The following is a 16,984-nucleotide window of genomic DNA, read 5'->3' on the forward strand; positions in this document are numbered from 1 at the left end:
AGATTGCAGCGGATAGCCCGACCGAGCGCTAAGGGATTCATATAATTTAATAGGATGCTAGTTGGCGAGGGAACGCCCAGAAAGAAATTTATAGAATATTATCAAATATTATTTACTTTTAGTTTTTAAATAAGTTAGAGAAATGAAACCATTTAATGTACGTATATATGCGTTATTGGAACATAAGGGAAAAGTATTGGTGATTCATGAGCCTTTTCAGGGAAAGTTGATTTATAAGTTTCCTGGAGGTGGTTTGGAATTTGGTGAAGGAACGAAAGATTGTTTGAAACGCGAATTTAAAGAAGAGCTAAATCTTGATGTAGAAATTGGTTCGCATATTTTTACACAAGATTTTTTTGTACTTAATACTTTTGATCCTACTGAGCAAGTTTTATTAATTTATTACAAAGCTACTGTTAGTGAAAAGTCATTGGTACAATTAAAAATTTTGGATGCTGATATCAACGAATTGTTGTGGATAGAGGTTAATGACTTGGATTCAAATCAATTTACACTTGACGCCGATAAAGTGGTTGTAGACTTGTATAAAAAAGAAAACTTCGAATCCTAAGACTCGAAGTTTATAATTTTTTGATCATCGAAATACTGAATAACAGCGTATTTCATTAACAAAGTTTGTTCGTTGGTTTTGAGTGGTGGTAAATCTTCCAATAACTCAAAATGTGGCCAACCCTCTGGATCTTGTCCTTCGAAACGATAAAAACCGAAAGGCTCTAACACTCGACAAACGGCGATATGAAGTAAATTTAGTTTATCATCTTTTTTAAATCGTTTTTTTCCTTGTCCCAATTCTTGGACACCAATTAAAAAAAGTATTGTATCTAAATCTGGTCGTTCACCGTCCGTGAAATTTTGCATGAAGAATTCTTCAATCTGTTTCCACTTGTTATTATTTGATGATGATTCTTCTGTTAATTTTGAAATATCCATTTAGAATTTACGTCCTTTATGACGCATATGTGGGTTTTGTAATTGCGAATTACTAACGTTGAAACGTTTCATTTGGCCGTTCATCATTTTGATTTGATCAGTAAACATTCCTTTCGAGTCGTTTTTCTTCGCTTCTTTTATATAACCTTCAGCTTCTTTCTTTTTACCTTTTGCCATTGCTGCACCAGCCAATGATAAGTTTGCCATTGCTCTGTCGTGGTCAAAAGATAAACCGTAGTTTAAGGCTTCTTTCATGTATTTTTCTGAAACGGCAACATTATCTTGCGCTTCAGTAATTCCCATCATGTAATGAAAATATCCCATTTGTTTTGGAATTAATTCTGTTGATGGATTCTTGATTCTTTGTAACCATTTTTTCGCTTTTGCCATATCCTCTTTGCGTAAAAACCAGAACGCTAACAAGATGTTTTCGTTTCTGAAATAAAATAAAATAGGAAATACAGCGACTAATAACGAAACAAATCCCCAACCATATTCGCGAGTGCTAAACAAAAAGATTGCTAAAGCGATTAATACAGCGGCGATTACTAATTTAATGTATTTGTTCATCGTTTATAAATATGATTTGATACTATCTGCAATTTCATTCATTTTCTCGGCAGATAATTGAAGTTTTGGATTTGAGAAATTGATATCTTGCATTGAATTTAGAGGAACCAAATGTACATGTACATGTGGTACCTCTAATCCAACAACTGCTAGACCAACTCGTAGACAAGGTATTGCTTTTTCTATAGCTTGTGCAATTTCATACGAAAAGTCCATTAAACCTAAATAGGTTTCTTTGTCTAAATCGAAGATTTTATCAACTTCCTTTTTCGGGATTACCAATACATGTCCTTCTACCAAAGGGAAGGCGTCTAAAATAGCGATGTAACGATCGTTTTCAGCAATTTTGTATGATGGTATTTCTCCGTTTATAATTTTAGTGAAAATGCTTGCCATATGTTTTTAATTTTTGAAATCTTAGTCCAAAGATATTTCTAAAATTTCAAAATTTAAAGTCATTCCGTTAGGTAATGTAATTTCTGCAACATCACCAAGAGATTTTCCTAATAATCCTTTTGCAATTGGTGTGTTAACTGAGATGCGCATTTTAGCTAAATCAGCTTCAGATTCTGGTACCAAAGTGTACACTAATTCTTGTCCGTTAGCTGTATTTTTTATTTTAACTTTTGATAAGATAGAGACTTTTGAGTGGTCTAATTTAGATTCATCTATAACACGAGAAAAAGCAACAACTTCTTTTAATTTAGCTATTTGCATTTCTAACATTCCTTGTGCTTCTTTTGCAGCATCGTATTCTGCATTCTCAGATAAATCACCTTTATCACGTGCATCAGCAATTTGTTGCGAAATTTTTGGACGCTCAAAAGTTTCTAACTGATGAAGCTCTTCACGCAACTTTTCTAATCCTTCTTTCGTTACATATTGTATATTTGCCATAACAACAATGTTTAATTAATTTTTTATTAAATAGTGATATAAAATAAATAATCCTACACATATCGTAGATATGCGCAGGACTATTCTATTTTTCTATTACAAAGATAGTAAAAAATATATACCAATTTAAAAATGAAAGAGTTTATTAAAACGATTCTAAATAAAGTTTTGTTTTTAGGTGCACTTCTACTAATTTTTCAATCATGTAATACAGATGATGGAACGGTAAGTTGTGTTCCTTTAACGACTGTAAATGTTGCCATCAACACAACACTACCATTGTATGCTAATCTTAATAATCCAGGTGGTTGGGTTTATGTAAATGGAACGATGGCAGGTACAAGAGGAATAATTGTAGTACGAACAGCCTCAGGTTATAAAGCGTATGATCGGAATGCCCCACATATATGCCCAACTGAAAAATCTACATTGTACGTAGAAGAGGATATTAAAATTGTTTGTAAAGAAGATGGTGCAGAATGGATGTTATTAACAGGACAACCTACTAAAGTTGCGAATCGTGCTCCACGTACATATCAAGTATATGCAACACAGAATGGTGTCATAACTATTACGAATTAAAGATTATAAATAATTGAATTATATTTACAAAAAAAATGGAATTATGATCTAATACTATGCGTGCATAAATAAATTAGATTATTTTTGGATTAAATTATTTTTAAAAAAAGATAATTTCGTTGTAAAGCTTATCCAAATCCATTATTTTTGGTAAATTAAATTATTATCAAATAAAACATAAACACAATGAGCATTATTTCACATATTCATGCAAGACAAATTTTAGATTCTCGTGGTAATCCTACAGTAGAAGTTGACGTTATTACAGAATCAGGTATATTAGGACGTGCAGCAGTTCCGTCTGGAGCATCTACAGGAGAATATGAAGCGGTAGAATTACGTGACGGTGGAGATATTTACTTAGGAAAAGGAGTATTAAAAGCAGTTGAGAATGTAAATGACGTTATTGCTCCAGAATTAATTGGTTTCTCAGTTTTCGAACAAAATTTAATCGACCAAGTGATGATTGATTTAGACGGAACAGAAAACAAAGCGAAATTAGGTGCGAATGCTATTTTGGGTGTTTCATTAGCGGTTGCAAAAGCAGCAGCAGAAGAATTAGGTTTACCATTATTTAGATATATTGGAGGTGTTAATGCGAATACATTACCAGTTCCAATGATGAATATTGTAAATGGAGGTTCTCACTCTGATGCGCCAATCGCTTTTCAAGAGTTTATGATTATGCCAGTTCAGGCAGCATCTTTCTCGGACGCTTTGCGCAAAGGAACAGAAGTTTTTCATTCACTAAAGAAGATTTTACACGATAGAGGTTTATCTACAGCTGTAGGTGACGAAGGAGGTTTTGCTCCGACTTTTGAAGGAACAGAAGATGCTTTAGATACAGTAATTTTAGCGATAGAAAAAGCAGGTTATAAAGCAGGTGAAGAAATTATGATTGCATTAGATTGTGCATCATCAGAATTTTACCATGATGGAAAATACGATTATACAAAATTCGAAGGAGATAAAGGAGCTATTCGTACTTCTGCAGAGCAGGCAGCTTATTTAGCAGAATTAGCAGAAAAATATCCGATTATTTCGATTGAAGATGGTATGGATGAAAATGATTGGGAAGGTTGGAAAATTTTAACGGATAAAATTGGTGATCGTGTACAATTAGTTGGTGACGATTTGTTGGTGACAAATGTTAAGAAATTAGATCAAGCAATTGAAACAGAAACAGCAAATTCAATCTTAATCAAATTTAATCAAATTGGTACATTAACAGAAACAATCAAAGCGGTACAAATGGCTCAAAATGCACGTTACACAGCAGTAATGTCTCACCGTTCTGGAGAAACTGAAGATGCTACAATTGCTGATTTAGCTGTTGCATTGAACACAGGACAAATTAAAACAGGTTCTGCATCTCGTTCTGATCGTATGGCAAAATATAACCAATTGTTACGTATCGAAGAAATTCTTGGTGAGACAGCTATCTTCCCAGGTCTTAAAGCTTTTAAAGTTAAGCGATAAAATTATTTTAGGCTGATAATTATCAGTCCCGAATTAATAAAATATTAGTAAATTACGCAATAAATAATATAAACTATAAAATGTCAGATAAGGTAATATTAAATTACAATGGAAATGAGTTGGAACTCCCAGTTACAACAGGGTCAATGGACGAAAAATCTATTGACATTTCTAAGTTAAGAAGTGCTACTGGGTTAATCACAATGGATCCAGGATATAAAAATACAGGAGCGTGTGAGTCTAAAATTACATTTTTAGATGGTGAAGAAGGGAAATTGATGTACCGTGGCTATCCTATTGAACAATTAGCAGAGAAATCTTCTTTCGTAGAAGTAATGTATTTATTAATCAAAGGAGAATTACCAACACAAGCTGAATTAGATAAATTTGTAGCAGATATTAATGAGTATAACCATGTATCGGAAGATTTAATTAAAATCTTAGATGCATTCCCAAGTTCAGCTCATCCAATGGGAGTTTTAACTTCTTTGACAGCTGCATTATCAGCTTTCAATCCAAAAGTTGTTGATGTTACTTCTCCAGAAGATATGTACAAAGCTGCTGTAACTTTATTAGGGAAATTCCCAGTTTTAGCATCTTGGACACAAAGAAAAATCAAAGGTTTACCAGTAAATTACTCTAACGATAAATTATCTTACGTAGAAAACTTTTACCAATTGTTATTCAAAAAACCAGGTCAAGATTTAGAATTAGACCCAGTTATTGTTGATGCAATTGATAAATTATTAATCTTACACGCAGATCACGAGCAAAACTGTTCTACATCAAGTGTACGTTTAGTAGGATCTTCTCACGCAGGTTTATTCGCTTCAATCTCTGGTGGTATCTCAGCTTTATGGGGACCATTACACGGAGGTGCTAACCAAGCAGTATTAGAAATGTTAGAAGCAATCAAAAATGATGGTGGAGACGTAGATAAATACTTAGCGAAAGCAAAAGATAAAAACGATCCATTCCGTTTAATGGGATTTGGACACCGTGTTTATAAAAACTTTGACCCTCGTGCGAAAATCATCAAAGTTGCTGCTGACAACGTTTTAGAGAAATTAGGCATCAATGATCCTATTTTAGATATTGCGAAAAAATTAGAAAAAGCTGCTTTAGAAGACGAATACTTCAAAGCAAGAAACTTATATCCAAACGTAGATTTCTATTCAGGAATTATTTACAAAGCGTTAGATATCCCTACAGAAATGTTTACAGTAATGTTTGCTGTTGGACGTTTACCAGGATGGATTGCTCAATGGATGGAAATGCGCGAAACGAATCAACCAATTGGTCGTCCTCGTCAATTATACACAGGAGCTCCATTACGTGATTACGTTGATATTGAAAACAGATAAGAAATTTCTTATTGACTATATAATCCGAAAATCAAATCTTGATTTTCGGATTTTTTTTTAACAATAAATTCCCAAAGATTTTTTGTTTAAAACGCGTTAAAGCTTTATTTTTAAGTGATTTAAATTTTATTCTTATGAAATTTGAGAAAATACATAATAAAGGTCAAGCGCAAATATTCGAAAACAAATATCTGGAAATGTTGACAAAAGGTCATCCTGCAGTTATTTGGGGAATGTATATCCCATTACTTTCTTATTGTGTTTATTATGGAATTTCGCGTTACGAATTATCTACACTAACAGTTGTTTCTATTTTTTTTGGAGCGATGTTATTCTGGACATTGTTCGAATATTTTGCGCATCGTTATCTTTTCCATTGGACAGCTGAACAAAAAAGTTTGAAACGAATTGTTTATATTTTTCATGGTAATCATCATCATTATCCACGCGATAAACAACGGCTTTTTATGCCTCCAGTGCCGAGCATTATTTTAGCTTCTTTTATATTTTTTATTCAATATTTAATTTTAGGAAAATATACTTTTGTTTTTTTTCCTGGTTTTATGATTGGCTATTTATTGTATGCGTCTATGCATTATTTGATTCATGCTGTTGCGCCGCCTTTCAAGTTTATGAAACCTCTTTGGCGCAATCATCATTTGCATCATTATAAAAACGAAGAGTTAGGTTTTGGAGTGTCAAATACATTTTGGGATCGAGTTTTTGGAACGATGTTCGATCTAAAAAATGAGAAAGAGGATAAAGAAAAAGTAAAAGAATTGATGTTTGAGAAGAAAAGTTAATTTTTTGTATCTTCCGTCAAATTATCACACTCAGAAAAATGAAAAAATATACTTTACTTGCAATTGGATTACTTGCATTCAATCAAGCAAACGCGCAATATTCAAAAGAAAATCAAAAGAAATATGTCGAAGAATTAGCTTCTGATGCTATGAAAGGTCGAAAATTTGGAACAACAGAAAATCGTTTGGCTGCTGAATTGATTGCAAAAAAGTTCAAAGAAAATAATCTAAAACCATGTGTTGGTGATTCGTATTTAATCGAATTTGAACATAAAGGTAAAACAGGACAAAATGTTTGCGGAATCAAAGAAGGTAAATCGACTGATATTTATGCTGTAGGTGCACATTTTGATCATGTTGGAACAAGTGATAAAAGCGAAGATAAAATTTTCAATGGAGCAGATGATAATGCGAGTGGAACATCGGCTGTAATGGCGTTGTCTGATTATTTTAAGAATAAGAAAGTGAAGCAAACCATGATGTTTATGGCTTTTGATGCTGAAGAAATTGGATTAATTGGTTCTAAAATGTTGGTCGAAAATTCTGATTTCCAAAAATATTTACCGCAAATGAAAGTGATGTTGAATTTAGAAATGATTGGAACTGTTTCTGCTTTTGGCGAAGGTAAAGTGTATATGACAGGAAGTGATCGTTCGGATTTGATGGAGATTATGAATAAAAATTCTTGCAAAACGTTTAACGTAGAGCACGATCCTTATTTACAACAGCAATTGTTTTTCCGTTCAGATAATGTAAACTTTGTCAATCATAAGGTGGTTTCTCATGCACTTTCATCGGTCAATATGGAAAATCAAAATCATTATCATCAAGTTAATGATGAAATTTCGGTGATTAATTTTAAAAATCTTTCAACAATCACAAAAGGAATTGGACGTAGCTTAAATAAAATGATGAAGAATAATGAAGCACCAAAATATTTAAAATAAAATTTAATCCGTTCTACTTGAACGGATTTTTGTTTACCATATTTTGTAACAAGTAATCTAAAAAATCAACTAATATTGAAAATGATCTAAATGAGTAAATTAATCAATCCTTTAAGTTATTGTATTCTTGCAATTTTGTTATTTTTAATTCTTTCGGTTAATTTCTTTCCAATCGAAGGATTAGAAAAATTATACAAATATAGAATTGTATTGATTGTGCTTTATGTTATGTTGCGATTATTAAAACATTTTGTATACAAAGACAACAAAACAAAGGAATAGAATTGTAACAGGAAGCTTCGAACAATCCTATATTTTAATTAACATATTATTTTACAGATTTTTTACTGAAAGAGGAGAATAATTTAAAAAAAATATTATTTTACTATACATAAGTAAATTAGGTATATGATAGATGTTCAATTTTATAAAGGAACCTTACAACCAATTATCTTAAAATTATTACAAGATAATGGTAAAATGTATGGTTACGAGATTATAAGTAAAATAAAAATCCTTTCTAACAATCAATTTGAAATCAAAGAAGGTGCTCTGTATCCTATTTTACATAAGCTCGAAACCCAAAATGTAATTGAAGTTGAAGCAGTAAAAATAAATGGAAGAATCCGTAAGTATTACAAATTAACCGAAATTGGACAAAAAGAAACTGTCAATCGATTAGCGTCACTAAATGAAACAATAGATCAAATACAGAATTTAATTAATCCTAAATTGTCTAATCTATGAGAAAATTAAATGAGATTGAAATTGAAAAATTATTTCAATTTACTAAGAATCATTATGTAGAATATTATGATTTACAGATTGAGTTAGTTGATCATTTGGCTTGTGGAATTGAAGAGCAATGGAATTTTGATGAAACAATTTCTTTTGAAGATGCTTTAAAAATTGAGTTTAAAAAATTTGGTGTATTTGGATTTTCAGATATTGTTGACAACAGGAAATTAGAACTTCAGAAGAAATATAAAAAACTGATTAATAGAGCAATTTTAGATCATCTAAAAAAGAAAGAATATATTGGATTGATTTTACTTTTTGCTCTTGTTTATATGCTTTTTACTTTGATTGATGAAAAAATTACTTTTGCTGTTGTAGTAATACTTTTTTATGGTTTTAGTATTTTTCAACTTATTCGATTGAATAGGGAATATAAACGTAAAACAAAAAAGTTGGGTATAAAACTAGTTTTGGTAGAAACGATTTATAAAAATTTTATATCTATTTCAGCTGCTTCGGGAATATTTAATTTAGGTATTCAGTTAATTCTTCATTTAAATGTTAATTTCTTTTATTTGAATTTAGGTGCAGCTATATTGTTACCTCTATTATTTTTAATTTTATATGTTTCGTGCTATTATTTACCTAAGCATTCCGAAGAAATATTAAAGGAATTGTATCCAGAATATCATTTAATAATAAATTAAAAAAAGCTCCTTTTGGAGCTTTTGGTTTATGTATGACTTTCGTCTTTTTGTAATAAAAATTTGTAGATTAATCCTCCAACAATTGCTCCTGCGATTGGAGCAACCCAAAATAGCCATAGTTGAGAAAGAGGTTCTCCTCCAACAAAAATAGCTTGTGATGTAGATCGGGCAGGATTTACAGATGTGTTAGTGATTGGAATAGAAATTAAGTTGATTAATGTTAAAGCTAAACCAATAGCGATTCTAGCAAATTTTCCGTTTGCAAATTTATCTGTTGCACCTAAAATTACAATTAAGAAGAAAGCTGTTAAGACAAATTCTGCTAAAAAAGCAGCTTGAAAGCTATAACCATGCGGAGAAAAAGCACCATATCCATTGGATGCAAAAGCACCTGCTTTTGTGTTGTCAATAGCAAAATCTGAGTTTCCGGATGCGATTAAGTATAAAACTCCTGCAGCGGCAATTGCACCTAATACTTGCGAAATGATATGAGGAAGAAGTTGTTTTCCATCAAATCGTCCGCCAGCAAATAATCCGAATGATACCGCGGGATTAAAATGTCATCCTGAAATATGACCAACAGCATAAGCCATTGTCAAAACTGTCAAACCGAATGCAAGTGCGACTCCCATGTATCCAATTCCTAATTCTGGGATTCCTGCAGCAAAGATAGCACTACCACAACCTCCAAAGACTAACCAAAAAGTACCGAAAAACTCGGCAGCATAATTTTTTATAATGTTATATTAAAAGTTTAGTTGGAATGAATTTAGGAAAAATTTTAATAACAAACACTTTTTATTGCTTTTATTATGAAAACAAAAAAAAACGCTCTGAGAAATCAGAGCGATTTAATATTTAGAAAAGTCTATTTTAAAATTTCTATTAGTCCATATAAGCCTCAATTGGGGCACATGTACAGATTAAGTTACGATCTCCGTATGCATCATCAATTCTTGATACTGAAGCGAAGAATTTACGCTCGCGAACCCATTCTGCTGGATATGCAGCTTTAGAACGAGAGTAAGGATATTCCCACTCGTCAGCAGTAATCAAATGAATAGGGTGAGGCGCATTGTGTAATACATTGTTATCAACTGGATAATCTCCGTTTGCAATTTCGTCAATTTCTTGGCGAATAGAAATTAATGCATCACAAAAACGATCTAATTCTGCTTTGTTTTCAGATTCTGTTGGCTCTACCATCAATGTTCCCGCTACTGGGAAAGATACAGTAGGTGCGTGAAATCCGTAATCAATCAAACGTTTTGCAATATCAGTTACTTCGATACCTGCTTTTTTGAATGGACGACAATCTAAGATGAATTCGTGTGCTACGACATTATTTGCATTTGTATATAAAATATCAAAATGTTTTTCTAAACGCGTTTTCATGTAGTTGGCATTCAAGATAGCACCTTGTGTAGCTTTCAATAAACCTTCTGCACCTAACATTAAAATGTATGAATAAGAAATTGGTAAAATGAATGCAGAACCATAAGGAGCCGCAGCGAATGTATTTGTAGCTTCTTTTCCTCCAGTTTCGATTAATGGAGAAGAACCTAAGAAAGGAGCTAAGTGTGCTTTTACACAAATTGGTCCTACACCAGGTCCACCGCCACCGTGAGGAATAGCGAATGTTTTGTGTAAGTTTAAGTGACAAACGTCTGCTCCAATATTTCCTGGAGAAGTTAATCCAACTTGTGCATTCATGTTTGCACCGTCCATATAAACTTGTCCTCCGTAGGCGTGAATCATTTCAGTAACTTCTTCGATATTGCTATCAAAAGCGCCGTAAGTTGATGGATAAGTAATCATCAATGCAGCTAAGTTATCTTTGTGTTTTTCACATTTTTCTTTCAAGTCAACTAAATCTGTTTCACCAGAATCTAGGTTTTTAACCACAACAACTTGCATTCCTGCCATTGCAGCGGATGCAGGGTTCGTTCCGTGAGCAGATTGCGGAATCAATGCCACATTTCTGTGTCCTTCTCCTTTTGCCTCAAAGTAAGAACGAATAACCATTAAACCTGAATATTCTCCTTGTGCACCAGAGTTTGGTTGTAAAGAAGTTGCATCAAAACCTGTGATTACAGCTAAATAATCTTCTAAGTTTTTGATTAATGTTTGGTAACCTTCTACTTGTTCTTTCGGTGTGAAAGGGTGTACATTCCCCATTCTTTCCCAAGACATGTGCAATAATTCTGTTGCAGCATTCAACTTCATTGTACAAGAACCTAATGCAATCATCGATTGATTAAGCGCTAAATCTTTACGCTCTAAACGTTTGATGTAACGCATTAATTCTGTTTCTGTATGATATAAATTGAAGTTTTCGTGTGTTAAGAAATCAGAAGTTCTGATTAAGTCTTGAGGTAAATAAGTGTCTTCAACTTCAAATTCAAAACCTTCTTCTGTATTTTTGATTGTTGCAAAAACACTTAAAATTTCGAAAATATCTTCTTCAGAAGTCATCTCATCAATTGTGATTGAAATTTTTCCGTTTTCGAATCCATTTACATTGATTTCTTCTTCAGCAAAAATTTTCACAATTTCGTCCGAGTTTTCAACCTCGATTTGAACGGTATCAAAAAATGCAGTATTTACTGTTTTAAATCCTAAATGTTGAACACCAGCATTTAAAATTCCAGCTTTTGTGTGAATTTCATTTGCGATATATTGTAACCCATCTTTTCCGTGGTAAACAGCATAAAAAGAAGCCATAACCGCTAACAATACTTGTGCTGTACAAATATTAGAAGTAGCTCTTTCGCGTTTGATATGTTGTTCACGTGTTTGTAAAGCCATACGAAGCGCATAGTTCCCTAAACGATCTTGAGAAACTCCAATAATACGTCCTGGAATTACACGTTTGTATTCTTCTGTACAAGATAAGAAAGCTGCGTGTGGTCCTCCGTATCCCATTGGAACACCAAAACGTTGAGAAGTACCAATTGCAATTTCAGCTCCCCATTCACCTGGAGGTGTTAATAATGTTAAAGCTAATAAATCTGTTGCTACGGCTACTTTTACGTTTACTGCGTTTGCTTTTTCTACAAATGATCTATAGTTATTGATTTGTCCTCCTTTTCCGATGTATTGAACAATCGCTCCGAAGAAATCTTCAGTTAATTCTGTCGTTTCAAAGTTTCCTACAACTAATTCAATTCCTAAACCATGTGCTTTCGTTTCTAAAACCGCTATAGATTGTGGAAATAAATTATCTGCTACAAAAAATTTGACAACGTTATTTTTCTTTTGATCACGAGAACGAGATTCAAATAACATGTGCATTGCTTCACCACATGCAGTTCCTTCGTCTAATAAAGAGGCATTTGCAATAGGTAAACCTGTTAAGTCAGAGATAACAGTTTGAAAGTTTAATAAAGCTTCTAAACGTCCTTGCGCAATTTCAGCTTGGTATGGTGTGTAAGCTGTGTACCATCCAGCATTTTCTAATACATTACGTTGAATAGGAGCTGGTAAAATTGTACCATAGTATCCATATCCAAGATAATTTTTTACTTTTTTATTTTTTGAAGCGATTTCAGCTAAATGATTAATAGCTTCAAATTCTGATAAAGCTTCTGGTAAATCCAAAGCATTTTTCAATCGAATATTCTGAGGGACTGTAGCCTCAATTAAAGAATCAATAGAATCTTTCCCAATTACAGAAAGCATTTCAGCTGCTTGCTGTGCATTGTTTCCAATATGTCTAATGGAAAAATCGTTTGTGTTCATTGTGTTTGCGCTATGTTTATTTTCGCGTAAAAATACATTTTTTTCTCTTAAAATAAAAGCAAAATAGAATGATAATAATTAATCGAATGAATGAGTTAGAATTATAGTTTTTCTAAAATAATTAAGAATAAAAACGTTCTTTTTTTTTAAAAATTAGTAATATTGGCAATAAAATTGAGACAGTTAATTCGATAGAATTGCTTAATTTTATTCTATGTTTAAAAAATCTATGCAAACAGACGATTTTATGGAACTTAATGAAAATATTTCTGAAGTCAAAAAAGAGAAAAAATTTCCTTTTCTAAAAAAATTGGAAATCATGATGGAAGATGCAAAATTGCAAGATGCGAAAAAATCTAAAATGAAACGTGTTCATAAAAAAGGAAATTCGCAAATCGCAAAAAAAATGGGTGAAGAAGCTGTAGAAATGGTGATCGCTTCGGAACAAGATAACGATGAAAACTTTTTAGAAGAATCGGCAGATGTTTTCTTTTATTACCTTATGGCGCTACATGCCCGTGGTTTTGAACTGAAAGATGTCTTGGAAATTCTGAAGAAAAGACACAAAAAATAATAAATACCAAATACTACTATGCAAAAAGGCGGGACGTCGATAAAATTAATTGTTGCAGCTGCAATTGTTATTTTCTCTGTGATTAAATATTTTTCTTCTTCTTCTATTAATGAATTAACAGGTGAAAAGCAGTATATATCATTGACTAAGGATGATGAAATTGCAATTGGAATTAATTCGGCTCCGCAAATGGCACAAGAATTTGGTGGATTATCTCAAAATTCACAATACCAAGAAATCGTAAAACGAGTAGGAGCAAAAGTTGTCAATAATAGTGATGCTCATAAAACTAATTATCCTTTTCAGTTTTATGTTTTGGCAGATAATCGAACGGTAAATGCTTTTGCGTTGCCTGGTGGACCTATTTTTATTACCGAAGCGTTGTTGACACGTTTGCAAAGTGAAGATCAATTGGCTGGTGTTTTAGGTCACGAAGTGGGCCATGTTATAGCCCGTCATAGTGCAGAACAAATGTCGAAGCAAGAACTTTCGCAAGGAATTGCAGGCGCGGCTGGAGTTGCTGCTGGAGATGTAAATTCGGCTTATTATGCACAAGTTGTAGCGAATATGGTAAATATGAAATATGGTCGTGATGATGAATTAGAGTCAGATGATTTGGGTGTACGATTTATGATTCAGGCAGGTTATAATCCTGAAGCATTAATTGGTGTGATGGATATTTTAGAAGAAGCATCAGGAGGAAGCCAAGTGCCAGAATTTCAAAGTACGCATCCATCGCCATCTAATCGTCGTGAAAAAATAAAAGCTGCTATTGAGAAATATAGAAATTAATCAATAAACTTCGTTTTCAATTCTGGTGTAGGTAACCAACAACTTTCTTGTTTTCCAAACCAACGATAACGATTTTTTGCAATAAAACTATACACGATATCGCGCAAAGGTTTTGGCACAACCATAAAAAAATGCAGGCAAGAAGTTATTCCGTCCAAATGTTTAGCAATTTTTAGCGCAGCAGAAGATTTGGTATAAAATTTATCATCTTCGATAAAAACGACCGAATCAAATTGAGCTGTATCCAAATCATTTTCTTTCAAGAAATTTTGTCCAAAATCTGATTGTAACGAAGCAAAACGAAATTGATTTCTTTTGTCATGTTCGATCACAAACTGAACAGATTGATTGCATAAATTGCAAATTCCATCAAACAAAATAATTTTCCTCGTTTTCATACAATAAATATACACCAAAAGTAGCTAAACTCTAAAGGTTATTTTTAAATTAGCCAAAATTAACAATCAATCATGTTTAGCGAATACTTATTCCGAAAAGTTGATAATTCTCCACTTGTAATTTTCCGAATTATATTTGGTTTATTAATTGTTGCCGAATGTTGGGGAGCCATTTTTACAGGGTGGGTACAAAGTAATTTTGTAGAGCCACAATTGACATTTTCGTTCATCGGATTCGAATGGACAAACGTTTTCTTGGGCCATAATATGATTTATTTGTACGTGCTCATGGGAATTTTAGGATGGTGTATTGTATTTGGTTTTGCATACCGTTTTTCAATCATTTTATTTTCTATTTTATGGTCGTTAACGTATTTCATGCAAAAAACAAGTTATAACAATCATTATTATCTGTTTATGCTGGTTTCGTGGATGATGACAATAATCCCTGCGCATCATTTCTTTTCGATTGATAGTTTAATTTTTCCAAAGATAAAGCGATTAACCATGCGCAATTGGGTGTCAACATTGTTTATTATTCAATTATTGATTGTTTATACTTTTGCGGCTTTTGCTAAGATTTATCCCGATTGGTTTAATGGTGTTTTTTTACAAATGAAATTTCAAGAATATGGAGATTTATTGACATATAAATACAATTTAAACGAATTAGGAAATGCTGTAAGCAGTTTAGAATTTGCTCAAGTAATTGCTTGGTTGGGATTCTTTTTTGATTTATTGATAATTCCTGCAATGTTGATAAAAAGAACTCGTGGAATAGCTTTCAAATGTGCTTTATTTTTTCATATTTTTAATTCAGCCGTTTTTGGAATTGGAATATTTCCATTCTTTTCGTTAGCCATGTTAATCTTTTTTTACGATCCTATTAAAATTCAGGAAGTAGTTTTTCCTAAAAAATCGTTTATGATGGATCGTTCAGATGACGATAATTTATTAACAACTCGTCGTGTAATGTTCTCCTATTTGATGTTTTTCTATGTGATTTGGCAAGTTTATTTACCCATTCGTCATTATTTTATTCCAGGCAATGTTTTTTGGACAGAAGAAGGGCATCGTATGGCTTGGCGTATGATGTTACGAAATAAATTTGGAGAAGTAAGTGTCTTTGTTTCTAAACCTGATCCACTTAAAAAAGGTAAATTCCTTGAACGAGAAAAAGTAGATTTGACCAAATATTTGACGTTTAAACAGATCTCTAAAATGGCTGTTAGTCCAGATATGATGTGGCAATTTGCACGATTTGTAAAACAAGATTATGAAGAAAAAGGGATAAAAGATGTCAAAGTTTTTGTTGATGCAAAAGTAGCTGTTAATGGAAGTGAATATTATCAATTTACAAATCCGAACTATAATTTGGCTTATACAACATGGAGTTATTTCGGGCATCAAAAATGGATACAACCAACACCAAAAGAATTGAATTTATCTTATTTTGAATAAATTTCGTAACTTTATACGACAACAATCAAAGAATACAATTATGAAATATACATTATTTGCAGTGGCTTTTTCAGCTTTATTGTTCTCGTGTGGAAACAAAGAAAACGCAGGAGTTAGTGCTTACAAGGGAATGGATAAGCAGAAACAGGAGCAAAAAGATTTGGATAGTATTGGGAAAGAGGCTCAACAAACGTTTGATGATTTTAAATTAGCTTTGTCAATGAAAGATACGACAACAACAAATTTTATGATTCAGCAAAAATTTCCAATTCCAAAATCTGAATTGAAAGAAGGTATTTGGGTAAGTGATATTGTGAATAATAATGATACGTTGAAAGGTGTTGTAAATAGCCAAGTACAATATATAAAAGAACTTAAAATGGGGGATACAATCATAATCGATCCTACTAAAATTGGTGATTGGATGTATTATAAAGCTGATAAAATGATTGGTGGTTTTACGATAAAATATTTGCGTAATAAAATGACTCCTGAACAGCGTGCTACATATGACGAACAATTTAAAGTGAAATTTGAAGATTAATTTCGTTTGAAAAAATAAGAAAATCAAAAGGCAATCTTTCGTTAGATTGCCTTTTATTTTTGAAATTATTTTTTTGTAGGATCAAATCCGTAAACAAATTCATTTAATAAACCTTCAGAACTTTCTAAATCAACAAAATCCATTAGTTCCTCAATATAAGTAGAAATAATAGTTTTGTCGTTGATACTTAAATCTATTTCATAAGGTTTTAATTCATTAATAGTCTTTTTTATTGCTAAAAGATAATGTTTTGTTTCAGCATTTTTACTGCTACCGATGAATTCAAAAGTAGAAGCCAATCGATTTAAACTTTTTTCAACAATAGGTTCTAAGTTTTTAATAGACAATTCATTTTCTTGTGAATAAAACTTTTCTTTTTTAATGAAATCTTCAAACATTTTTTTTCTATTATTTTGAGCAATTAAAAGTAGCGAAA

Annotated in this window: 20 protein-coding genes and 1 pseudogene; 13 read left to right on the plus strand and 8 right to left on the minus strand. The window is 32.2% G+C overall.

All coding sequences use genetic code 11. The features are described 5' to 3' along the window. Positions 1–142: 142 nt before the first annotated feature. On the plus strand, positions 143–571 hold the full coding sequence (locus IF125_RS11820; protein WP_225542649.1) for an NUDIX hydrolase: 429 nt from the start codon (positions 143–145) through the stop codon (positions 569–571). On the opposite strand, the gene IF125_RS11825 is transcribed toward IF125_RS11820, so the two are convergent. From IF125_RS11825 to greA, 4 genes are read right to left on the minus strand one after another with little or no spacing between them, the layout of a single operon-like run. Continuing rightward, on the minus strand, positions 568–951 hold the full coding sequence (locus IF125_RS11825) for a hypothetical protein (protein ID WP_225539032.1): 384 nt from the start codon (positions 949–951) through the stop codon (positions 568–570). The two genes, IF125_RS11820 and IF125_RS11825, sit on opposite strands and share 4 nt — an antisense overlap. Beyond that, positions 952–1,521 carry a tetratricopeptide repeat protein gene (locus IF125_RS11830; protein WP_225539033.1) on the minus strand — a complete coding sequence of 190 codons (570 nt, stop codon included), beginning with the start codon at positions 1,519–1,521 and terminating at the stop codon, positions 952–954. Positions 1,522–1,524: 3 nt separating this feature from the next. Next, the gene (locus IF125_RS11835; protein WP_225542650.1) at positions 1,525–1,917 is read right to left on the minus strand and encodes an HIT family protein; all 393 of its coding nucleotides are present in this window, start codon (positions 1,915–1,917) and stop codon (positions 1,525–1,527) included. Positions 1,918–1,938: 21 nt separating this feature from the next. Next, positions 1,939–2,418: a transcription elongation factor GreA gene (gene greA, locus IF125_RS11840; RefSeq protein WP_171623961.1), complete on the minus strand. Its 480-nt coding sequence runs from the start codon at positions 2,416–2,418 to the stop codon at positions 1,939–1,941. Between the two features lie 132 nt (positions 2,419–2,550). Between greA and IF125_RS11845 the strand changes: the two genes are divergently transcribed. The 8 genes from IF125_RS11845 (at position 2,551) to IF125_RS11880 (ending at position 9,038) form a co-directional block, all read left to right on the plus strand. After that, positions 2,551–3,000, plus strand: coding sequence for a hypothetical protein (locus IF125_RS11845; RefSeq protein ID WP_225542651.1), 450 nt, complete (start codon positions 2,551–2,553; stop codon positions 2,998–3,000). Between the two features lie 186 nt (positions 3,001–3,186). Further along, on the plus strand, positions 3,187–4,479 hold the full coding sequence (eno, locus tag IF125_RS11850; protein ID WP_171623959.1) for a phosphopyruvate hydratase: 1,293 nt from the start codon (positions 3,187–3,189) through the stop codon (positions 4,477–4,479). An 80-nt stretch (positions 4,480–4,559) separates the two neighbouring features. Continuing rightward, the gene (locus tag IF125_RS11855) at positions 4,560–5,843 is read left to right on the plus strand and encodes a citrate synthase (protein WP_171623958.1); all 1,284 of its coding nucleotides are present in this window, start codon (positions 4,560–4,562) and stop codon (positions 5,841–5,843) included. A 134-nt stretch (positions 5,844–5,977) separates the two neighbouring features. Further along, a complete protein-coding gene (locus IF125_RS11860) occupies positions 5,978–6,646 on the plus strand; it encodes a sterol desaturase family protein (RefSeq protein WP_171623957.1) in 669 nt (222 codons plus the stop codon). A 38-nt stretch (positions 6,647–6,684) separates the two neighbouring features. Next, complete coding sequence (locus tag IF125_RS11865; protein ID WP_225542652.1) at positions 6,685–7,593, plus strand: M28 family metallopeptidase; 909 nt, start codon at positions 6,685–6,687, stop codon at positions 7,591–7,593. A 90-nt stretch (positions 7,594–7,683) separates the two neighbouring features. Beyond that, on the plus strand, positions 7,684–7,875 hold the full coding sequence (locus tag IF125_RS11870; RefSeq protein ID WP_188319680.1) for a hypothetical protein: 192 nt from the start codon (positions 7,684–7,686) through the stop codon (positions 7,873–7,875). A 126-nt stretch (positions 7,876–8,001) separates the two neighbouring features. Then, positions 8,002–8,340 (plus strand): PadR family transcriptional regulator, encoded by a 339-nt coding sequence (locus tag IF125_RS11875; RefSeq protein ID WP_171623954.1) that lies wholly within the window; start codon positions 8,002–8,004, stop codon positions 8,338–8,340. After that, positions 8,337–9,038 carry a hypothetical protein gene (locus IF125_RS11880; protein WP_171623953.1) on the plus strand — a complete coding sequence of 234 codons (702 nt, stop codon included), beginning with the start codon at positions 8,337–8,339 and terminating at the stop codon, positions 9,036–9,038. Before IF125_RS11875 ends, IF125_RS11880 begins: the two co-directional genes overlap by 4 nt. Positions 9,039–9,064: 26 nt before the next feature. On the opposite strand, the pseudogene aqpZ reads toward IF125_RS11880, so the two are convergent. Continuing rightward, positions 9,065–9,775, minus strand: a pseudogene (aqpZ, locus tag IF125_RS11885) (aquaporin Z). 148 nt (positions 9,776–9,923) lie between these two features. Next, entirely contained in the window at positions 9,924–12,779 is a 2,856-nt protein-coding gene (gcvP, locus tag IF125_RS11890) for an aminomethyl-transferring glycine dehydrogenase (protein ID WP_225542653.1), read from the minus strand. Between the two features lie 214 nt (positions 12,780–12,993). Here gcvP and hisE point away from each other — a divergent pair, with 214 nt between their 5' ends. Both hisE and IF125_RS11900 read left to right on the plus strand, forming a co-directional pair. Next, a complete protein-coding gene (gene hisE / locus IF125_RS11895; RefSeq protein ID WP_225542654.1) occupies positions 12,994–13,353 on the plus strand; it encodes a phosphoribosyl-ATP diphosphatase in 360 nt (119 codons plus the stop codon). A gap of 18 nt (positions 13,354–13,371) precedes the next feature. Beyond that, a complete protein-coding gene (locus IF125_RS11900; RefSeq protein ID WP_171623833.1) occupies positions 13,372–14,145 on the plus strand; it encodes a M48 family metalloprotease in 774 nt (257 codons plus the stop codon). On the opposite strand, the gene IF125_RS11905 is transcribed toward IF125_RS11900, so the two are convergent. After that, complete coding sequence (locus tag IF125_RS11905) at positions 14,142–14,543, minus strand: thiol-disulfide oxidoreductase DCC family protein (protein ID WP_225542655.1); 402 nt, start codon at positions 14,541–14,543, stop codon at positions 14,142–14,144. The two genes, IF125_RS11900 and IF125_RS11905, sit on opposite strands and share 4 nt — an antisense overlap. Before the next feature lie 72 nt (positions 14,544–14,615). On the opposite strand from IF125_RS11905, the gene IF125_RS11910 reads away from it, so the two are divergent. Both IF125_RS11910 and IF125_RS11915 read left to right on the plus strand, forming a co-directional pair. Further along, entirely contained in the window at positions 14,616–16,004 is a 1,389-nt protein-coding gene (locus tag IF125_RS11910) for an HTTM domain-containing protein (RefSeq protein WP_171623831.1), read from the plus strand. A gap of 40 nt (positions 16,005–16,044) precedes the next feature. Beyond that, positions 16,045–16,548, plus strand: coding sequence for a DUF2314 domain-containing protein (locus IF125_RS11915; RefSeq protein ID WP_171623830.1), 504 nt, complete (start codon positions 16,045–16,047; stop codon positions 16,546–16,548). A gap of 65 nt (positions 16,549–16,613) precedes the next feature. Here the strand turns inward: IF125_RS11915 and IF125_RS11920 are convergent, their stop codons facing one another. Then, complete coding sequence (locus IF125_RS11920; RefSeq protein WP_262902931.1) at positions 16,614–16,946, minus strand: DUF4844 domain-containing protein; 333 nt, start codon at positions 16,944–16,946, stop codon at positions 16,614–16,616. Positions 16,947–16,984: the final 38 nt, after the last annotated feature.

The organism is Empedobacter stercoris, assembly GCF_020281205.1.
Classification (GTDB): domain Bacteria; phylum Bacteroidota; class Bacteroidia; order Flavobacteriales; family Weeksellaceae; genus Empedobacter; species Empedobacter stercoris.